The following is a 20404-nucleotide window of genomic DNA, read 5'->3' as shown; positions in this document are numbered from 1 at the left end:
CCTGGGGGCAGCGGGACAGAGAAAACTGGGGTGGTCAGACGAACTCGCGCTCGCGCAGCCATTTGGTGGCGATCCATTTCTCGCCAGCGATGACCGGCGCGCCGCCGTGCAGCGTGCGTGTGCTGGGGTGCGGGCGCTCGTAGCTGAAGAACACCGCGTTGCCGCGTTTCGGGCCGACTTCCAGGAACACGTCCGGGAAGGTGGTGCCGCCGCCCAGCAGCGGGTCGTTCAGGTAGATGACCAGCGTGGCCACGCGCTGGCCGCCGCGGCGCACGATGCTGGGCGTGCCCGGCTCGGCCGGGTCGAAGTAGTCGTAGTGCGGCTTGTATTCCGCGCCGGGGCGGTAGTGCAGCACCTGCAGGCCCTCGCCGTTTTCCACCGGCCAGTTCACCAGCCGCGCGATGCGCGCCTCCAGGCGCTGCACGATGTCGTTCTCGCCGCGCTGGAAGAACATGCCGTCGCTGGTGCGGTCGTCGTTGACCTCGTCGCCGCCGGTGGCGGTGGCCACGGTGAGCGAGCGCGCCATGCGCGGGCGCGCGGCGTCGATCAGCGCCTGGCATTCCTCGGGCGACAGCAGGTCGCCGAACAGCACGATGCGCGGGTTGGCCAGCTGCATCAGCACCTGCACCTGCCGGTCGCCGGCATCGACGAACAGGGGCGAGTCGTGCAGCGCCGGCTGCGGCACCGGCACGGCAGGCGGCAGGCCCTGCGCCTGCGCGGCCTGCTCGACGTGGCCGCGCAGCACCTGCTCGACCGCGCCGACGGCCACGTCCTCGCGCCAGCCGGCCTGCACCATGGCGTCGATCAGCGCCGGCGCGGTGATGCCGCTGGCGGCCTGGTCGATGATCCACTGGCGCAGTTCGGGGGTGACGGGCTGGTCGGCGGCAGCGGGGGCGGAGGAGGGCGTGGCGGTCATCGGGTCCTTCCTGGTCGGCGGCGGTGGGCGAAAAGGGGTGCGTGCCGAGCCGTCAGTCCGCGCGGCGGCGGAACACCAGCCGCTCGGGCGTCGAGGCGTCGGCGGCGAAAGCATAGCCCTCGACGGCAAAACCCTGCAGCTGCTGCACCCGGCGGGCGCGCTGCTGGATGATCCAGCGCGCCATCAGCCCGCGCGCGCGCTTGGCGTGGAAGCTGATGACCTTGTACTGCCCGGCGCGCCCGTCCTGGAACACGCATTCGACCACGCGCGCACGCAACGCTGCACGGTCCACTGCCTTGAAGTATTCCTGCGACGCGAGGTTGACCACCACGGGGTCGGCCTCCTTGGCCTGCCAGTGGTTCAGGTGCCCGGCGATGCGCGTGCCCCAGAACTGGTACAGGTTGCTGCCCTCGCCGTTGGCCAGGCGCGTACCCATCTCCAGCCGGTAGGGCTGCAGCCAGTCCAGCGGGCGCAGCACGCCGTACAGGCCGCTCAGGATGGCCAGGTGCTGCTGCGCCCAGCGCAGATCGGCCACCTCCAGCGTGCGCGCGTCTAGGCCCTCATACACGTCGCCGTTGAACGCCAGCACGGCCTGGCGCGCGTTGTCCGCCGATGCGGTGGGCTGCCAGGCGGCATAACGGGCCACATTCAGCGCCGCCAGCTTGTCGCTGAGCGACATCAGCGCGGCGATGTCCTGGGGCGCCAGATCGCGCAGGACCTCGACCAGCTGTGCGGCTTCGGTCATGAAGTGCGGCTGCGTGTGCGGCAGGCCGGCGGGCAGGGGACTGTCGTAATCCAGCGACTTGGCGGGCGAGAGCAGGATCAGCATGGCAGGTATGGAGCGGCCAGGTTTTGAATGAAAGCAGGCGCTAGCCCTTTGAAATCATGGGCATCTAGCTATAGTTTCAATAGCGAGTGCCAAGCTGGACCAGAAGCAGGGCCGGGGTTGGCGTGCAGCCTGTTGTGCATCGGCCCTGGCTGCGGCGGGGTAACCAGGGCCGGATGCGGCGGCTGGCCGGCGTTGCGCCGCTCCAGCCGCGGCCGGCCGCACGGACATTCCGGGCGGCCGGGACGCTGGCGCGTCAGGCGCCGGGCTGCTGCTGCTCGAACGGCAGGCGCAGCTCGCGCAGGTCGCGGCGCGTCTCCACCAGCACCAATGGGCCGTCGTCCAGCTCCACTGGCGCGGGGCGCTCGCGCGGCACGCGTACCGGGCGCGGCTCGGCGGCGATGGCGGCCTGGGCGGCGGCGATCTTGTCCGCGTCCGAGTTCACCCACTGCAGGCCGGCGGCGCGCGCCACCTCGGCCAGCGTGTCCACCGGCAGCACGAAGGCCTGCGGCTCGGCCGTGGCCGTGCGGGCCGGCGCGGCGGCTGCTTGCGTTGCAGGCGCCTCGGTTGCTGCATGCGCCAGGCTGACCGGCTGCGCGGCGGCTGCCGGTGGCTGGGCGACCACGGTTGACGCTGGTGCAGCAGGCACGGCTGCGCTCAGGTCGCCGGCCACGGACGCCGGGGCGGCGCTGAAAGCCTGCGCTGCGCCGGGTTGTTCGGCCACGGGCGCCGGGGCGGCTGTGGACTGCTCGGCCAGGGATGCCGCAACAGCCGCAGGCTGTCTGACCGGCGCTGCGGCATGTGCCACCGGTGCAGCCTCGTCGGCTGCGACAGGCGTCACCGGTGCTACTGCCGGAGCCGCAGCGCCGCCGCTCTGGCCGGAGGCTGCGAAGTAGCTGCGGCGCGCGGGCTGCTCGGCCTGCGACTCGGCCACCGGCGCCGGGCTGGCGCTCCAGTCCGCCTCCGGCAGCGCCGCGGCGTCGGCCTCGGGCAGTTCGTTGGCGCTGCCGGCCTCGGCGTTGCGCGGCGCGCGGTCGCGGCGGTCGCGGCCATAGCGGTCACGCGAGCGGCGCTCGCGGCGCGGCTCGGCACCGGCCTCGAGCGTGCCGGCGTCCTGGCCTTCGGTTTGCGACACATCGGCCGCCGGGGTCAGGTCCAGGTCGGGCAGCGATGCCAGGGGCAGGGCGTCGGCCAGCGCCTGGTCGGCGGCGGGTGCCGGTGCGTCGGCGTCGATGGTGCGCGGCGCGCGGCCACCGCGGCGGCCTCGGCCTTCGCCCGAACGCTCGCCGTTGCGCGGCGCACGCTCCCCGCGTGCCGGCGGCATGCCGCTGTCGCCGTGGTCAGCTGCGGTCAGGTCCGGCTGGGCGATGCTGCTGGGGCGCTCGCCACGGTCACCACGCTCACCACGTTCGCGCGGTGCGCGGCCCTCGCGCGGCTCGCGGCGGCTCTCGCCTGCGGCCTCGCCGTTGGCGGCCTCGCCGCGTCCGCCGCGATTGCCGCGCGACTCGCCACGGGCCTCGCGGCCTTCGACGCTGCGCTCGCCGTTGCCACCGTTGCGGCCCTCGCCACGGCGGCCACGGCCTTCGCCCTGGGCGCTGCCGTTGGTGGTGGCGCCTTCACCGCGTGCACCGGCGTCGCCGCCACGGCCACCGCGGCGGCCGCGCTCACCTCCGGAGCGGCCTTCGCCGCGGCGCGCGTCGGTGCGCGCCGCCGGCTCGGGTTGTACGGACTGGGCCACGGGCGCGGCGGCTGGCGCTGCGCCAAAGCCGAACAGGCTCTTGATCCAGGCAAAGAAGCCCTGCTCGGGCGCGGGTGCCGGGCGCTGCGGCTGCGGCGCGGGCGCCGGGGCGCTGGCGCGTGCCTGCTGCTGGCCGCCACGGCCACCCTGGCCGCGCGCGGCCTGGCCGGGTGCGGGTGCAGGACGCGGCTCGGCCACCGGGGCCGGCGCGTCGGGCAGCACCCCCTTGATGACGGGGGTCTGCTTGTTCGTCGGCTCCTGCGAGCGGCGTGTGATGCTCGGCTCCTCGGGCTCGGGATCGGCCAGCTTGTAGCTGGCCTGCATGTCCTCCAGACGCGGGTCGTCGTGCTTCAGGCGCTCGAGCTTGTAGTGCGGCGTGTCCATCGCCTTGCTCGGGATCAGCACCACGCTGACGCGCTGCTTGAGCTCGATCTTGGCGATCTCGGTGCGCTTTTCGTTCAAGAGGAAGCTGGCCACCTCCACCGGCACCTGGCAGTGCACGGCGGCGGTGTTGTCCTTCATGGACTCTTCCTGGATCATGCGCAGCATCTGCAGCGAAAAACCTTCCGTGTCGCGCACGTGGCCGGTGCCGTCGCACAGCGGGCAGCGGATGTGCGCGCCCTCGGACAGCGAGGGCTTCAGGCGCTGGCGGCTCATCTCCATCAGGCCGAACTTGCTGATCGTGCCGAATTGCACGCGCGCGCGGTCCTGGCGCAGTGCGTCGCGCAGGCGGTTTTCCACGTCGCGGCGGTTCTTGCTCTCCTCCATGTCGATGAAGTCGATGACGATCAAGCCGCCCAGGTCGCGCAGGCGCATCTGGCGCGCCACCTCGTCGGCGGCCTCCAGGTTGGTGCGGGTGGCGGTCTCCTCGATGTCGCCGCCGCGGATGGCGCGCGCCGAGTTCACATCCACGCTGACCAGCGCCTCGGTGTGGTCGATGACGATGGCGCCGCCGGAGGGCAGGGTGACGGTGCGCGCGTAGGCCGACTCGATCTGGTGCTCGATCTGGAAGCGGCTGAACAGCGGCGCGTCGTCACGGTAGCGTTTCACACGCGGCGCATGCTCGGGCATGACGTGCTGCATGAACTGCTGCGCCTGCTCGTAGATGTCGTCGGTGTCGATCAGGATGTCGCCGATGTCGTTGTTGAAATAGTCACGGATGGCGCGGATCACCAGGCTCGATTCCTGGTAGATCAGGAACGCGCCGCGCCCGGCCTTGGCCGCGCCGTCGATGGCGTTCCACAACTTGAGCAGGTAATTCAGGTCCCATTGCAGCTCAGGTGCCGAGCGGCCGATGCCGGCGGTGCGCGCGATGATGCTCATGCCCTTGGGGTACTCGAGCTGGTCCATCGCCTCCTTGAGCTCGGCGCGGTCCTCGCCCTCGATGCGGCGCGACACGCCGCCGCCGCGTGGGTTGTTGGGCATCAGGACCACGTAGCGGCCGGCCAGGCTGATGAAGGTGGTCAGCGCCGCGCCCTTGTTGCCGCGCTCCTCCTTCTCGACTTGCACCAGCAGTTCCTGGCCCTCGCGGATCACGTCCTGGATGCGCGCCTGCGAGGGCGACACGCCCTCGGCGAAGTACTGCTTGGAGATTTCCTTGAACGGCAGGAAGCCGTGGCGGTCCTCGCCGTAGTCCACGAAGCAGGCCTCCAGCGAGGGCTCGACGCGCGTCACCACGGCCTTGTAGATGTTGCCCTTGCGCTGCTCGCGCCCCTCGATCTCGATCTCGTAGTCCAGCAGCTTCTGGCCGTCTACGATCGCCAAGCGCCGTTCCTCGGGCTGCGTGGCGTTGATGAGCATCCGCTTCATGATGGGATTCCTTCGTATTTCAAAATTCAGGCGCCGCCGGCGCGCCGCGCAGTCCCTCGGCGGGAGCGGCGCAGCTGCGTGGTGCCGGCAGCCAGGCACACAATCACAGGCTCTGTCGGAGCCGAAAATGCCGGGGCTGGCGCAGCGAAACGAAGGAAAGGTCCGCGGGCTTCACGCGGCCGTGCAGATGCTGGCGGTCCTGCTAGGGACCGCTCAGGCACGCAGGCGTGGAGCGGGAGGGGCGTGGATGGGAGCGAAGCGCAGGAAGCGTGACCGCAGCCGCGAGGGCGGGGTTGCGCGCAGCGCCGGGACACAGGGCGCTGCCCGCAGGACGGCCGTGCCGGGCCAGGGCACCAGCCCCCGCCACGATGACACGATCCATGCCAGCAGCCACACCATGTTTGTTGTTCGCCTTGATCCGCCAGCCGCCGTGCCCGCTGTCAGGGGGCCGGGCGACGGGCTGGGAATTTCCGTCGGTTTTCCGTGTTTCGATGCGTCGGCCCGCCGTGCGGCGTGCGGGCGTGCAGGCGACGATTCAGGCCTGCAGAAAACGCGCACGACGCCCGGAGGCATCGACCAGCCTGCGCGGCAAGTCGGGCTGCTGTCCACTAAAATTCAGACAAATCAACCACTTACACATTCGTCGCACAGGTGAAACAGATTATAGGCGGCAAACCGGCCGCGCATCGCCCCACAACCCCGGGCGCAGCGGCGCCCGCCGCGCGCATCCTGCAGGTCGATGCCGAGTCGGCCGGCCAGCGCCTGGACAATTTCCTGGTGCGCCACCTCAAGGGCGTGCCCAAGACCCATGTCTACCGCATCATCCGCAGCGGCGAGGTGCGCCTGAACCGCGGGCGCACCAGCGCCGACGCGCGCGTCGCCGAGGGCGACCAGGTGCGGCTGCCGCCGGTGCGCGTGGCCGAGCGCGCGGCCGACGACCCGGCCCGTGCCGCGCCGGCGCGCGAGTTTCCGCTGCTGCTGGAGGACGACCAGCTGATCGCCCTGGACAAGCCCGCCGGCGTGGCGGTGCACGGCGGCAGCGGGGTCAGCTTCGGCGTGATCGAGCAGCTGCGCCGCGCCCGGCCGCAGGCGAGGTTCCTGGAGCTGGTGCACCGGCTGGACCGCGAGACCTCGGGCATCCTGCTGGTGGCCAAGCGCCGCTCGGCGCTGACGCATCTGCAGGAGCAGTTCCGTGGCCGCGAGACCGGCAAGACCTATCTGGCGCTGGTGGCCGGCAGCTGGCCGGCGAACAAAAAGGTCATCGACAGCCCGCTGCACAAGTACCTGCAGGCCGACGGCGAGCGCCGTGTGCGCGTGACCAGCGTCGACGACCCCGACGCCATGCGCGCGCTGACCCTGGTGCGGGTGCGCCAGCAGTTCGCCGCGCAGCCCGCACTGGGCCTGCCGGCGATGAGCCTGCTGGAAGTCACCATCAAGACCGGGCGCACGCACCAGATCCGCGTGCACCTGGCCAGCAGCGGCCACGGCATCGTCGGCGACGACAAGTACGGCGACTTCGAGCTGAACCGGCGCGCGTACAAGGCGGGCCTGAAGCGCATGTTCCTGCATGCCTGGCGGCTACAGTTCCAGCATCCGGCCAGCGGTGAGCGCGTCACGCTCCACGCCGAGCTGCCCCACGAGCTGGCGGGCTTTCTGCCCGCAGCGCCTTCTTCTTACTCCTCCTTCTCTTGCGACTGACCGCCGCGTGTCCACGCCCTCTGCCCCCATGCCTTTTTCCCATCCGCGCCGCTTCGACCTAATCGCCTTCGACTGGGACGGCACGCTCTTCGACTCCACCGCCATCATCGTGCGCTCCATCCAGGACGCGGTGCGCGATGTGGGCGGGCAGGTGCCCACGGCCGAGGCCGCTGCCTGGGTCATCGGCATGGCGCTACCGCAGGCGCTGGCGCACGCCGCGCCCGACGTGCCGCGCGAGCACCATGCCGAGCTAGCCAACCGCTACCGTTACCACTACCTGCAGCACCAGGACGACCTGAGCCTGTTCGACGGCGTGCTGCCGCTGCTGGAGATGCTGAAAGAGCGCGGCCACCTGCTCACGGTGGCCACCGGCAAGAGCCGCCGCGGCCTGGACCAGGTGCTGCAGGCGGTGCAGCTGCGCGGCATGTTCCATGCCTCGCGCACCGCCGATGAGACCGCCGGCAAGCCGCACCCGCTGATGCTGCACGAGCTGATGGCCGAGCTGGATGTGCCGCCCGAACGCACGTTGATGATCGGCGACACCACGCACGACCTGGAGATGGCGCGCGCCGCAGGCTGCGCCAGCGTCGGCGTGGGCTATGGCGCGCACAGCACCGACGGGTTCGCCGCGCTGGCGCCGCTGCACGTGGCGGCGTCGGTGGCCGACCTGCACCAATGGCTGCAGGAGCACGCCTGATGCATCCGGACGGGGCCTGCCAGGCCATCCTGTTGTGCGCCAGCGATGCGCTGGCCGAGGGCGCGCGCGCCGTCGCCTTCGACGTGGTGTACGCCGGCCAGCCCTGCCGCGCCTTCGCCGTGCGCTGGCAGGGCGCGGTGCACGCCTACCTGAACCGCTGCAGCCACGTGCCTATGGAAATGGACTACCAGGAAGGCCGGTTCTTCGACGACAGCGGCCGCTGGCTGCTGTGCGCCACACACGGCGCGACCTATGCGCCGGACACCGGCGCCTGCGTCGGCGGGCCCTGCCGGGGCGGTCTGGTGAAGGTGCGGCTGAGCGAAAAAGACGGGCTGGTGCACTGGCATACTGACCCCCTGCTGCAGCCGCCAGCGTCCTGATCCATCGCCCTGACCATGACCGATCCGCACCACGACCAACCCCGGGTTTCACAGCCCGATGGGCAGCCGGCCCCCGACCTGTGGGCGCAGGCTGCCACGACCAATGAAGCGGCGCGGCCCGCTGCCGCGGCCGGGCCTGGCTGGGAGCGCGAGGTGCTGGAAAAACTGGTGCTGGCCACGGTGCGTGAGCAGCGCGCGGCGCGGCGCTGGCGCATCTTCTGGCGCTTCGCCTGGATTGCGCTGGTGCTGGCCGTGCTGTGGACGCTGGGCTCGCGCGAGCTGGCCGGCGCCGCCAAGAGCGGCCCGCACACGGCGGTGGTGGACATCAAGGGTGAGATCGCCGCCGGCAACGAGGCCAGCGCCGAGTTCGTCGTTGCCGCCATGCGCAGCGCCTTCGAGGACCCAGGCTCGCAGGCGGTGGTGCTGCTGATCAACTCGCCCGGCGGCAGCCCGGTGCAGGCTGGCATCATCAACGACGAGATCGGCCGCCTGAAGGCCAAGCACGGCAAGCCGGTGTATGCCGTGGTCGAGGAGACCTGCGCCTCGGCCGCCTACTACATCGCCTCGGCCGCCGACGACATCTTCGTGGACAAGGCCAGCATCGTCGGCAGCATCGGCGTGCTGATGGACGGCTTCGGCTTCACCGGCGTCATGGACAAGCTGGGCGTGGAGCGGCGCCTGATCACCGCCGGCGAGAACAAGGGCTTCCTGGACCCGTTCAGCCCCATGAGCGAGCGCCAGCGCGAATATGCCCAGGCCATGCTGGACCAGATCCACGAGCAGTTCATCAGCGTGGTCAAGGCCGGGCGCGGCGAGCGCCTGAAGGAGACGCCGGAGATCTTCAGCGGGCTGTTCTGGACCGGCCAGCAAGCGGTCGAGCTGGGGCTGGCGGACCAGCTGGGCAACTTGGACTACGTGGCGCGCGAGGTGGTCAAGGCCGAGGACGTCATCGACTACACGCGGCGCGACAACGTGGCGGAGCGGCTGGCGCGCAGGTTTGGCGCAGCCGTGGGGGCGGGGGCGATGAAGGCGCTGGCGGGGGGGCAGGTGGCGCCTGCATTGCGTTGAGCTTGTTCCTGATTTGATAGCTGGTGGCCCTTTTTTCGTATGGGCTTGAGGCTGTTTTGGCTGATGTTCTGGTTTTGACTGCGGGGGCCGGGACTCGCCCCGGCGGGCGACCTCCTTTTCTTGCTCGCACAAGAAAAGGAGGCAAAAGAAGTGCGCCCCCGGTGCCCGTAGCCCCTTCGCTGCGCTACGGGGCAGCCTGCGATGCTCGGGCGCGGGACGGTGCTGCGCAACTCACTGCGCGCTCGCGCGCTTCGTTCAGACAAGCGCAGCAAGTCAGATATTGATGCGCGTGTGCCTGCGGCGCACGCGCCCGCCCCGCGCCCTGCGCTTCTCGGTACGGGCACAAGGGGGGAAGCCGGGGAGACGATTCGGGCCGGCGCTGCGCGCGGCCTCGCATGGGCAGGCGACGCGTATCCCGCTCTTGCTCCCTCGCCCCCGCCAGGGGGAGAGGGCGGGGGTGAGGGGGCTTGGGTTCGGGCGCAGCGCCTGCACCAGCCCTCTCACCCTCACCCCAGCCCTCTCCCGCCATGCGGGAGAGGGGGTGAAGCGGTTCCTGCAACCGTCTGTCCGAACTGACCGAGCAGCGTGCCCGGCAACAAAATGCCGCCTTCGTGGGCGGCATTTTGTTGGACGAGCCCGTCGGCGCTGTCGCGCCAGGGCAGGGGCTAGGGAAACCTAACGGGCCGCCGGTTCCGCTGGCGCGGGAGTGGCTTCTGCCGGCGCGCCCTGGACGGCTTCCTGGATTGCCTTGAAGGGGTCGTCCTCGGCGGGTGCGGCGTCGGCGCTCGGGCTTTCCGGCTCGGGCATGGCGGGGCTGTCGCTGCTGCCGGCCTCGGGCAAGGGCTCGCCAGCGCCGTAGCCGTTGTCCTGGCCCAGGCTTTCCAGCATCTGCGCGCCGATGGCGTCCATGTTCACCTCGACCTTCTTGTCCAGGCTGCCCGTCACCAGGCCCGGGAAGGCGATCAGGATGCCGACCATGGTCAGCTGCAGGATCAGGAAGGGGATCGCCCCCTTGTAGATCTGCATGGTCGTCACCGGCTCCATGACCTTGCCGGTCACGGCGTCCACGTAGGGCTTCTCGGGGGCGACCGAGCGCAGGAAGAACAGCGCGAAGCCGAACGGCGGATGCAGGAACGAGGTCTGCATGTTCACCGCCAGCAGCACGCCGAACCAGATCAGGTCGATGCCCAGCTTATCGGCCACGGGCGCCAAGAGCGGCACGACGATGAACGACAGCTCGAAGTAGTCCAGGAAGAACGCGAGGAAGAAGATCATCACGTTCACGAAGATCAAAAAGCCCACCGGGCCGCCGGGCAGGTCGGCCAGCAGGTGCTCGACCCAGCGCGGGCCGTCGGCGGCCTGGAAGACCATGCTGAACATGGTCGCCCCGATCAGGATGAACATCACGAACGACGCCAGCCGGGTGGTCGAGCCCAGCGCCTGCTTGAGCAGCGACCACGACAGCCGCCCGCGCGCCAGCGCCATGATGAGCGCGCCCACCGCGCCCATGGCGCCGCCCTCGGTGGGCGAGGCTACGCCCAGGAAGATGGTGCCGAGCACCAGGAAGATCAGCAGCAGCGGCGGGATCAGCACGAACGTGACGCGCTCGGCCAGGCGCGACAGCAAGCCCATCTTGGTCACGCGGTTGACCACGGCGATCAGCCAGGCGACGAAGGCGCCGCCGCAGGCGGCCACCACCACCTTCTCGTCGGTGGGCACGAACTCCACCGTCTCGCCGCTCCACCAGGTATGCAGGTCGGCCATGTGCGACTCCAGCACCCAGGCCACGGCCGCCGACAGCAGCACCACCACCACCAGCGACGGATAGCCCGCGCTGCCGTCGGGTTCGCGCAGCGTGCGTGCCTCGGGCGGCAGCGCCGGCACGGCCTGGGGCTTGAAGATCGCCAGGATGATGACCCACAGCACGTACAGCCCCACCAGAATGAAGGCCGGCGTGAACGCGCCCTTGTACATGTCGCCCACGCTGCGGCCGAGCTGGTCGGCCATGATGATCAGCACCAGCGACGGCGGGATGATCTGCGACAGCGTGCCCGATGCGGCGATGACGCCGCTGGTCAGCGGCCGGCTGTAGCCGTAGCGCAGCATGATGGGCATGGAGATCAGGCCCATCGAGATGACCGAGGCCGCCACCACGCCGGTGGTCGCCGCCAGCAGCGCGCCGACGAAGATGACCGCCAGCGCCAGGCCGCCGCGCAGCGGGCCAAAGACCTGGCCGACCGAGTCGAGCAGGTCCTCGGCCATGCCGCTGCGCTCCAGTATCAGCCCCATGAGGGTGAAGAACGGCACCGCCAGCAGCGTGTCGTTGGCCATGATGCCGATCAGCCGTTCGGGCAGCCAGGCCAGGATGGTGGCCGGGAAGACGCCCAGCTCAATGCCGACCAGGCCGAAGAACAGCCCGCAGGCGCCCAGGCTGAACGCCACGGGAAAGCCCAGGATCAGAAAGCAGGCCAGGCCCGCGAACATGATCGGGGCGAAATTGGTGGTGAGAAATTCCATGGAAAGGGTGCTCCGGGCGGTCGGTCAGCGGGCCGTGCCGGCGGCGGAGGCGGCCTGGCGGTCTTTTTCGGCGGCCTGCATGCGCAGCGCCTCGGCCAGCGCCTGCTCGTCGGTCTGGCTGCTCAGCCGGCCCATCGGGTCCGGGCCCTGGCCGCGCAAAAAGGCGATGCGCTTGATCAGCTCGGACCAGCCCTGCAGCATCAGCAGCGAGAAGCCCACCGGCAGCGCCACCCACACCGGCCAGCGGATCAGTCCGCCCGGGTTGCCCGAGATCTCGCCCGACTGGTACTTGCTGATCAGCATCGGCACGCCCAGCCACAGCACCAGGATGCACACTGGCGTCAGCATGAACACGAAGCCGAAGATGTCGATCCAGACCTGCGTGCGTTTGGACAGGCGGCTGTTGAGCACGTCGATGCGCACATGCTCGCGCTGCAAGAGCGTGTAGCCGGCGGCGATCAGGAACGACCAGGCGTACAGGTACCACTGCACTTCCAGAAAGGCGTTGGAGCTGTAGTTGAAGATCTTGCGCACTACGGCGTTGGCGGCGCTGATGACGGTGGCGGCAAAAATCAGCCAGATGCAATATTTGCCGACAAAGGCGTTCAGCCGGTCGATGGCCCGGGACAGGGCGAGGAGTGCCTGCATGGTGTCTCCACAGGATGGAATGGCGGGGTGCGCACAAGAACAGCCCGGCGCAAGGGGTGGCTGCGACGGGCTGAAACAAAAACTTGCGAAGGCGGCATTCTACGTATTTACCGGCCCTGCCGTGTCGCCCTCAAAAACGGCGATAGCCCATGAAATACATGGACTTCAAGCTACATTATTGATAGCAATAAGGGATTGTGCGTAGTTGCGCGGATGCCGCTGCGCCGGCGCCGCCTTCAGTCGGCCAGCGCCACGCTCTTGACCTGGGCGAACACCGCCTCGCCCTCGGTCAGCGCCAGCTCGCGGCGCGAGCGCTCGGTGATGCGCGCCATCAGCGCCGTGCCGCCCGCGTCCAGGCGCACCAGCACCTGTCCCGGCGCATCGGGCGCGATCTGCACGATGCGCGCCGGCAACACGTTCAGCACGCTGGTGGCCTGCGGGTGGCTGCGCGCCAGGCTCACGTCGCGCGCCAGCACGCGCAGCCGCACGCCGTCGCCCACCGTGCGCGCATGGCCGGTGGCGACGTGCAGCAGGCCGCCGCCGAAGCCCACGCTGAGCAGCTGGTCGGCCGCGTCCCAGGCCTGCACCCGGCCCTGCACCAGCGCCGCGGCGCCGTCGCCGCTGGCCAGCGGCAGGTCCAGCCGCGCCATCAGCTCGGCGGGCGTTCCCTGCGCCAGCACGCGCCCGCCGCGCAGCAGCACCAGGTGCGTGGCCAGGCGCGCCACCTCGTCGGCGGAATGGGTGACGTAGAGGATGGGAATGGACAGCTCGCGCTGCAGCCGCTCCAGATAGGGCAGCACCTCGGCCTTGCGCGCGGCGTCCAGCGCGGCCAGCGGCTCGTCCATCAGCAGCACGCGCGGGCTGGCCGCCAGGGCACGGGCAATCGCCACGCGCTGGCGCTCGCCGCCCGACAGCGTCTGCGGCATGCGCTGCGTGAGCGCCGACAGGCCAAGCAGGTCCACCGCCTGCTCCAGCGACACCCGGCGCCGCGCGGCCGGCAGGCGCTTCCAGCCATATTCCATGTTGCGCCGCACGTCCATGTGGGCGAACAGGCTGGCCTCCTGGAACACATAGCCCAGCGCGCGCCGGTGCGTGGGCAGCCAGGTGCGGGTGGCATCGTGCTGCCAGGTCTCGCCGTTGACGTGCACGCTGCCGCGCGCGCGCTCCAGTCCGGCGATGGCGCGCAGGCAGGTGGTCTTGCCGCAGCCCGAAGGCCCGAACAGCGCGGTCACGCCCTTGCCCGGCAGCTCGAGTTGAACGTCCAGCGAGAAATCGGCGCGCTGCAGCTGCAGCCGCGCCTGGATCTGTTCGTGCTCGCCCAGGGTGTCGGTCGCGCTCATCGTGTGTTCCTTGGCTGCAGCCATTGCAGCAGCATCAGCACCAGGAACGAGAACGCCACCATGCCGCCGGCCAGCCAGTGCGCGTGGGTGTATTCCATGGCCTCGACGTGGTCGTAGATCTGCACCGAGACCACGCGCGTCACGCCGGGAATGTTGCCGCCCAGCATCAGCACCACGCCGAACTCGCCCACGGTGTGCGCGAAGGTCAGGATGGCGGCGGTGATGAAGCCCGGGCGCGCCAGCGGCAGGGCGACGGTGAAGAAGCGGTCCAGGCGCGCCGCGCCCAGCGTGGCCGCCACCTCCAGCGGGCGCGGGCCCAGCGCCTCGAAGGCGCGCTGCAGCGGCTGCACCGTGAACGGCAGCGAATACACCAGCGAGCCGATGACCAGCCCGGCAAAGGTGAAGGGCAGGCGGTGCAGCCCGAGCGCATCGGTCAGGTGCCCCAGGAAGCCGTTCGGCCCCATCGCCACCAGCAGGTAGAAGCCGATGACCGTGGGCGGCAGCACCAACGGCAGCGCCACCACCGCGCCGATCGGCCCGCGCCAGCGCGAGCGCGTGTGCGCCAGCCACCACGCCAGCGGCGTGCACAGCACCAGCAGCAAAACGGTGGTGATGCCCGCCAGGCGCAGCGTCAGGCGGATGGCGGCCCAGTCTTCGGGGCCGAGATGGAAAGCGTCCACTACTATCAAAAATATAGCTGAAGGCCCTTTTAATATAAGGGCTCGGCAGCCAATACATCAAAAAACCCGCCGAAGCGGGCAGGGCGGGGCCGGGTCAGAATGAGTAGCCGTAGGACTTGATCACCGCGCGCGCCTTGTCGCCGCGCAGGTATTGCATCAGCGCGGCGGCGGCCGGGTTGTTCTGCGCGGGCTTGAGCACGATGGCGTCCTGGCGGATCGGCTCGTGCATGCTGGCCGGCACCACCCAGGCCGAGCCCTCGCGCAGCTTGCCATCCTCCAGCACCTGCGACAGCGCAACGAAGCCCAGCTCGGCGTTGCCCGAGGCGGCGAACTGGTAGGTCTGGCCGATGTTCTCGCCCTGCACCACGCGGCCCTTGACCTTGTCGGTGAGTTTCAGCTTGTCCAGCGTTTCCATCGCCGCCTGGCCATAAGGGGCCAGCTTGGGGTTGGCGATGGCGATGTGGCGCCAGTCGCCCTTTTCCAGCACCTTGCCGCCCTCGTCCACATAGCCGGCCTGCTTGCTCCACAGCACCAGCTGGCCGATGGCGTAGGTGAAGCGCGTGGAGGCATCGCCCAGGCCTTCCTTGCCGATCTTCTCAGGCGTGGTGTCGTCGGCCGCCAGCAGGACGCCGAACGGCGCGCCGTTGGCGATCTGCGCATAGAACTTGCCCGTGGCGCCGAACGACAGCACCGCCTTGTGGCCCGTGTCCTGCTCGAACAGCTGCGCAATCTTCTGCATCGGCGCGGTGAAGTTGGCGGCGACGGCCACCGCCACCTCGTCGGCGCTGGCAGCGCCGGGCAGTACCACGGCGACGGCAGCCAGGGCGGACAGCAGGGTCTTGCGTGCTGGGAACATGATGAAAAGACCTTTCGCTATTCAGTGACGGAATAGCGAATGAGTATAGGCGCAGGCGGTGCATGATCCCGGGCCATGATGCTGCAGCACCCTTTCCATGCCGAGGCCCTGGGCCATGGGCCGGCCGACCGGCGCCTGGCCATCCTGCGCGAGATCGGCCGCGTGGGCTCCATCTCGCAGGCCGCGCGCGAGGTCGGCGTGAGCTACAAGGCCGCCTGGCAGGCGCTGGACACGCTCACCAACCTGGCCGGCGTGCCGCTGGTCGAGCGCGCCGTGGGCGGCAGCGGCGGCGGCGGCACGCATCTGACGGCCGCCGGCCACGACCTGCTGGCCGCCGCCGGCGCCATGCACGCCGCGCGTGCCCAGGTCGCCGCCGGCTGGCAGCCGGGCAGCACGCGCACGGCGGCGCTGGCGCTGGCGGTGCGCACCAGCATGCGCAACCAGTGGCCGTGCACGGTGCAGCAGCTGCAGCGCAGCGGCCCGCTGGTGCGCGTGCAGCTGCAGGCGCTGTCGCAGGCAGTGCAGGAAGCAGGCGGCAGCGCGCCGCAGCTGCTCTGGGCGCGCGTGACGCGCGAGAGCGCCGAGCTGCTGGCGCTAGAGCCGGGCGTGGCGGTGCAGGCGCTGTGCAAGGCCACGGCGGTGCGGGTGCTGCCGGCATCGGCAACGGCGGCCGAGGGCGCGGGCAATCAGTGGCACGGCCAGGTCACGCGCGTGGCGCGCGGCGCGCTGGGCGACGAGGTGGCGGCGCAGCTGCCCGGCGGGCTGACGCTGGTCGGCTTCGCCGATGCCGGCTCCGGCCTGCGCGCGCGTTCGCGCGTGCTGCTGGTGGCGGAGGAATCCGCCGTGGCGCTGGCCGCTTCATGAGGCCGCCGGCGGCGCCGATCCCCCGAACGGGGCTTGCGCGCGTAGGCGTTTATACATAGGCACTTGTCCCAGTGCTGCAGTGCAAGGCGGGCACTTACGATGCGCCGCAACCCTTCCTCGTAGCCTGCCGCATCCAGGCGCGCACACCCACAAGGCCATGAGCGACATCATTCTCGAAACTTCCCACCTGACCAAGGAATTCAAGGGCTTCACGGCCGTGAGCGACGTGAACCTGTCGGTGCGGCGCGGCTCCATCCACGCGCTCATCGGGCCGAACGGCGCCGGCAAGACCACCTGCTTCAACCTGCTGACCAAGTTCCTCACGCCCACCTCGGGCACCATCCGCTTCAACGGCACCGACATCACGCGCGAGCAGCCGGCGCAGATCGCCCGGCGCGGCGTGATCCGCTCGTTCCAGATCTCGGCGGTATTCCCCAACCTGACGCTGCTGGAGAACGTGCGCATGGGCCTGCAGCGGCGCCTGGGCACCTCCTACCACTTCTGGCGCAGCCACAAGAGCCTGCACCAGCTCGACGGCCGTGCGCGCGCGCTGCTGGCCGAGGTGGGCCTGGAGGACATGGCCGACGAGGTCACCGTGAACCTGCCCTACGGCCGCAAGCGCGCGCTAGAGATCGCCACCACCCTGGCCATGGAGCCCGAGCTGATGCTGCTGGACGAGCCCACGCAGGGCATGGGCCACGAGGACGTGGACCGGGTCACGCAGCTCATCAAGAAGGTTTCGGCCGGCCGCACCATCCTGATGGTCGAGCACAACATGAAGGTCATCTCGACCATCGCCGACCGCATCACGGTGCTGCAGCGCGGCGCCGTGCTGGCCGAAGGCCCGTACGAGGAAGTCTCGCGCAACCCGCAGGTCATGGAGGCCTACATGGGCACCACCGACGGCCAGCTGCAGGGAGCGCATTGATGCGGCACAACCCTCTGAGCGGCTGCGTCGCTGGCCGCCTCTCTCGCTGTGCTGCATGCTGCGGGAAGGGTAACGGCGCCCGCGCGGCGGGGCGGCCCTTGCGCGGCGGCTGCTGGCACGGGGCGCGACCGTTGCCGGCCGCATGTGCGATGTCGAACGAAAAGAATGATTGAAATGGTGACACCCGCATTGGAAATCAGCGGCCTGCAGGCCTGGTATGGCGAGTCGCACGTGCTGCACGGCGTGGACATGCTGGTGCAGCCCGGCGAGGTGGTGACGCTGCTGGGCCGCAACGGCGCCGGGCGCACTTCGACGCTGCGCGCCATCATGGGCCTGACCGGCGCGCGCAAGGGCTCGGTGCGCATCCACGGCACCGAGACCATCGGCATGGCCACGCACCGCATCGCCCACCTGGGCGTGGGCTACTGCCCTGAGGAGCGCGGCATCTTCTCCAGCCTGACCTGCGAGGAAAACCTGCTGCTGCCGCCGGCGCTCAAGACCGGCCAGCCGGGCATGGGCATCGACGAGATCTACGCCATGTTCCCCAACCTGGCCGAGCGCCGCAACAGCCAGGGCACGCGCCTGTCCGGGGGCGAGCAGCAGATGCTGGCTGTGGCGCGCATTCTGCGCACCGGCGCGCGGCTGCTGCTGCTCGACGAGATTTCCGAAGGCCTGGCGCCGGTCATCGTGCAGGCGCTGGCCCGCATGATCACCATGCTGCGCGACAAGGGCTACACGGTGGTCATGGTCGAGCAGAACTTCCGCTTCGCCGCGCCGCTGGCCGACCGTTTCTACGTCATGGAACACGGCCGCATGGTCGAGCATTTCACCGCCGCCGAGCTGACCGACAAGATGCCCGTGCTCAACGAGCTGCTGGGCGTGTGACGGGCCTGCCGGCCCTTATTTCCCTCAAGATTCCTCCAACCATGCATTACCAGGAGACTGCCATGAAGCACACCCTCAAGACCACCGCCTCGATGCTCGCCGCTGCCGGCCTGATGCTGGCCGCCGTGCAGGTGCATGCGCAGGACAAGGTCAAGATCGGCTTCATCACCGACATGTCCAGCCTGTACGCCGACGTCGAAGGCAAGAACGGCGCCGTGGCCATCCAGATGGCCATCGACGACTTCGGCGGCAAGGTGCTGGGCAAGCCCATCGAGCTGCTCACCGCCGACCACCAGAACAAGGCCGACATCGCCGCCAGCAAGGCGCGCGAATGGATCGACACGCAGGACCTGACCATGCTGTTCGGCGGCACCAACTCGGGCACGGCGCTGGCCGCGGCCAAGGTGGCGGCCGAGAAGAAACGCGTGTACTTCAACAGCGGCGCCGGCTCCTCGGCGTTGACCAACGACCAGTGCACACCCTACACCGTGCACTACGCCTATGACACCGTGGCCCTGGCCAAGGGCACGGGTGCGGCGGTGGTCAAGAACGGCGGCAAGAGCTGGTTCTTCCTGACCGCCGACTACGCCTTCGGCCACGCGCTGGAAGCCGACACGGCCAAGGTCGTCAAGGAGGCCGGCGGCACCGTGGTGGGCAGCGTGCGCCACCCGCTGAACGCCTCGGACTTCTCCTCGTTCCTGCTGCAGGCACAGAACTCCAAGGCGCAGATCCTGGGTCTGGCCAACGCCGGCGGCGACCTGATCAATTCGATCAAGGCCGCCAAGGAGTTCGGCATCAACAAGACCATGAAGATGGCCGGCCTGCTGGTGTTCCTGACCGACGTGCACAGCCTGGGCCTGAAGAACACCGAAGGCCTGCTGCTCACCACCAGCTGGGACTGGAACCTGAACGACCAGACGCGCGCCTTCGGCAAGAAGTTCTTCGACAAGACCAAGCGCATGCCCACCGACATCCAGGCGGCCGACTACTCGGCCACCATGAACTACCTGAAGGCCGTGCAGGCTGCGGGCACGACGGATGCCGACAAGGTCATGGAAAAGCTCAAGTCCACGCCCATCGACGATTTCTACGCCAAGGGCACGATCCGTCCCGATGGCCGCTTCGCGCACGACATGTACCTGATGCAGGTGAAGTCGCAATCCGAATCCAAGCAGCCGTGGGACTACTACAAGGTCGTCGCCAAGCTGCCCGCCGACCAGGTCTGGACCACCAAGACCGAAAGCAAGTGCGCGCTGTGGAAGTGATGTCGCCGCACTGAGCCGACTGCCCGCCGCGCCGCCACAGCGCGGCGGGTTGCACCACAACAAAGCCTCTGGAGACAACCGTGAACATTCGCCACACCGCATTGATCCTGTCGCTGGCCGCGGCGGGCCTAGCTCCCGCCGCGCATGCGCAGGACAAGGTCAAGATCGGCTACATCAGCGACATGTCCAGCCTGTACGCCGACCTGGAAGGCAAGGGCGGCGCCACGGCCATCCAGATGGCCATCGACGACTTCGGTGGCAAGGTGCTGGGCAAGCCCATCGAGCTGCTCACCGTGGACCACCAGAACAAGGCCGACATCGCCGCCAGCAAGGCGCGCGAATGGATCGACACCCAGGGCCTGACGATGATCTTCAGCGGCACCAACTCCGGCACCGCCCTGGCGCTGGCCAAGGTGGCCGACGAGAAGAAGCGGGTGATGATCAACAACGGCGCCGGCAGCTCGGCACTGACCAACGAGGCCTGCACGCCGTATTCGGTCCACTACGCCTACGACACCGTGGCGCTGTCCAAGGGCGCCGCCGGCGCCATCGTGGACGGTGGGGGCAAGAGCTGGTTCTTCCTGACTGCCGACTACGCCTTCGGCCACGCCATGGAGGCCGATGCCTCGGCCGTCGTCAAGGCCAAGGGCGGCACCGTGGTGAACGCCGTGCGCCACCCGCTGAATGCGTCCGACTTCTCCTCGTTCCTGCTGCAGGCGCAGAACTCCAAGGCCCAGGTGCTGGCCCTGGCCAACGCCGGCGGCGACACCATCAACACCATCAAGGCGGCGAAAGAGTTCGGCATCGACAAAACGATGAAGATCGCCCCGCTGCTGGTCTTCTACAGCGACATCCACAGCCTGGGCCTGAAGAACACCGCCGGCATGCAGTTCGTCACCAGTTGGTACTGGGACATGGACGACGCTTCGCGCAAGTTCGCCGACGCCTACATGAAGAAGACCAACCGCCGCCCCACCGAGATCCAGGCCGCCGACTACTCGGCCACCATGAACTACCTGAAGGCCGTGCAGGCCGCCGGCACCACCGATGCCGACAAGGTCATGGAGACCTGGCGCGGCATGAAGATGGACGACTTCTTCGCCAAGGGCTACCTGCGTGCCGACGGCAGCTACATCCACGACATGTATCTGGTGCAGGTCAAGGAGCCCAAGGAATCCAAGGGCACCTGGGACTACTACAAGATCGTCAAGAAGCTGCCCGGTGAGGAAGTTTTCACCACCAAGGCCGAGAGCAAATGCGCGCTGTGGAAGTAACCCGCCCGCGCCGCT

Annotated in this window: 17 protein-coding genes; 9 read left to right on the top strand and 8 right to left on the bottom strand. The window is 69.4% G+C overall.

The window, feature by feature from the left end; translation table 11 throughout:
* Positions 1-34: 34 nt before the first annotated feature.
* The 3 genes from BLQ61_RS11490 to BLQ61_RS11480 form a co-directional block, all read right to left on the bottom strand.
* On the bottom strand, positions 35-916 hold the full coding sequence (locus tag BLQ61_RS11490; RefSeq protein ID WP_091570248.1) for a 2OG-Fe(II) oxygenase: 882 nt from the start codon (positions 914-916) through the stop codon (positions 35-37).
* 52 nt (positions 917-968) lie between these two features.
* Complete coding sequence (gene yaaA / locus BLQ61_RS11485; RefSeq protein ID WP_091570245.1) at positions 969-1745, bottom strand: peroxide stress protein YaaA; 777 nt, start codon at positions 1743-1745, stop codon at positions 969-971.
* Between the two features lie 253 nt (positions 1746-1998).
* Positions 1999-5289: an Rne/Rng family ribonuclease gene (locus BLQ61_RS11480; RefSeq protein ID WP_091570243.1), complete on the bottom strand. Its 3291-nt coding sequence runs from the start codon at positions 5287-5289 to the stop codon at positions 1999-2001.
* Between the two features lie 651 nt (positions 5290-5940).
* Between BLQ61_RS11480 and BLQ61_RS11475 the strand changes: the two genes are divergently transcribed.
* From BLQ61_RS11475 to BLQ61_RS11460, 4 genes are read left to right on the top strand one after another with little or no spacing between them, the layout of a single operon-like run.
* A complete protein-coding gene (locus tag BLQ61_RS11475) occupies positions 5941-6987 on the top strand; it encodes an RluA family pseudouridine synthase (protein WP_091570240.1) in 1047 nt (348 codons plus the stop codon).
* Between the two features lie 28 nt (positions 6988-7015).
* On the top strand, positions 7016-7684 hold the full coding sequence (locus BLQ61_RS11470; RefSeq protein WP_091570237.1) for an HAD family hydrolase: 669 nt from the start codon (positions 7016-7018) through the stop codon (positions 7682-7684).
* Entirely contained in the window at positions 7684-8064 is a 381-nt protein-coding gene (locus BLQ61_RS11465; protein ID WP_091570234.1) for a Rieske (2Fe-2S) protein, read from the top strand. The genes BLQ61_RS11470 and BLQ61_RS11465 overlap by 1 nt, the downstream gene beginning before the upstream one ends.
* A 15-nt stretch (positions 8065-8079) precedes the next feature.
* Positions 8080-9132 (top strand): S49 family peptidase, encoded by a 1053-nt coding sequence (locus tag BLQ61_RS11460; protein WP_091570232.1) that lies wholly within the window; start codon positions 8080-8082, stop codon positions 9130-9132.
* Positions 9133-9807: 675 nt separating this feature from the next.
* On the opposite strand, the gene BLQ61_RS11455 is transcribed toward BLQ61_RS11460, so the two are convergent.
* From BLQ61_RS11455 to modA, 5 genes are all read right to left on the bottom strand, one after another.
* Positions 9808-11649 (bottom strand): TRAP transporter large permease, encoded by a 1842-nt coding sequence (locus BLQ61_RS11455; protein ID WP_091570229.1) that lies wholly within the window; start codon positions 11647-11649, stop codon positions 9808-9810.
* A 24-nt stretch (positions 11650-11673) separates the two neighbouring features.
* Positions 11674-12297 (bottom strand): TRAP transporter small permease subunit, encoded by a 624-nt coding sequence (locus BLQ61_RS11450; protein ID WP_091570226.1) that lies wholly within the window; start codon positions 12295-12297, stop codon positions 11674-11676.
* Positions 12298-12533: 236 nt separating this feature from the next.
* Entirely contained in the window at positions 12534-13637 is a 1104-nt protein-coding gene (gene modC, locus BLQ61_RS11445; RefSeq protein WP_091570223.1) for a molybdenum ABC transporter ATP-binding protein, read from the bottom strand.
* Complete coding sequence (gene modB / locus BLQ61_RS11440) at positions 13634-14317, bottom strand: molybdate ABC transporter permease subunit (protein WP_175488274.1); 684 nt, start codon at positions 14315-14317, stop codon at positions 13634-13636. The genes modC and modB overlap by 4 nt, the downstream gene beginning before the upstream one ends.
* Before the next feature lie 94 nt (positions 14318-14411).
* Positions 14412-15173: a molybdate ABC transporter substrate-binding protein gene (modA, locus tag BLQ61_RS11435; RefSeq protein WP_091570220.1), complete on the bottom strand. Its 762-nt coding sequence runs from the start codon at positions 15171-15173 to the stop codon at positions 14412-14414.
* A gap of 75 nt (positions 15174-15248) precedes the next feature.
* Between modA and BLQ61_RS11430 the strand changes: the two genes are divergently transcribed.
* The 5 genes from BLQ61_RS11430 (at position 15249) to BLQ61_RS11410 (ending at position 20389) form a co-directional block, all read left to right on the top strand.
* A complete protein-coding gene (locus tag BLQ61_RS11430; protein WP_091570218.1) occupies positions 15249-16037 on the top strand; it encodes a TOBE domain-containing protein in 789 nt (262 codons plus the stop codon).
* Between the two features lie 157 nt (positions 16038-16194).
* A complete protein-coding gene (locus BLQ61_RS11425; protein WP_091570216.1) occupies positions 16195-16965 on the top strand; it encodes an ABC transporter ATP-binding protein in 771 nt (256 codons plus the stop codon).
* A 174-nt stretch (positions 16966-17139) separates the two neighbouring features.
* The gene (locus BLQ61_RS11420; protein WP_091570561.1) at positions 17140-17850 is read left to right on the top strand and encodes an ABC transporter ATP-binding protein; all 711 of its coding nucleotides are present in this window, start codon (positions 17140-17142) and stop codon (positions 17848-17850) included.
* 62 nt (positions 17851-17912) lie between these two features.
* On the top strand, positions 17913-19115 hold the full coding sequence (locus BLQ61_RS11415) for an ABC transporter substrate-binding protein (protein WP_091570558.1): 1203 nt from the start codon (positions 17913-17915) through the stop codon (positions 19113-19115).
* Between the two features lie 80 nt (positions 19116-19195).
* Positions 19196-20389 (top strand): ABC transporter substrate-binding protein, encoded by a 1194-nt coding sequence (locus BLQ61_RS11410; RefSeq protein ID WP_091570213.1) that lies wholly within the window; start codon positions 19196-19198, stop codon positions 20387-20389.
* Positions 20390-20404 lie beyond the last annotated feature (15 nt).

The sequence above is a fragment of the Oryzisolibacter propanilivorax genome (assembly GCF_900103645.1).
GTDB classification, from domain to species: Bacteria; Pseudomonadota; Gammaproteobacteria; order Burkholderiales; family Burkholderiaceae_C; genus Melaminivora; species Melaminivora propanilivorax.
This window is presented reverse-complemented; position numbering and strand designations above follow the sequence as displayed.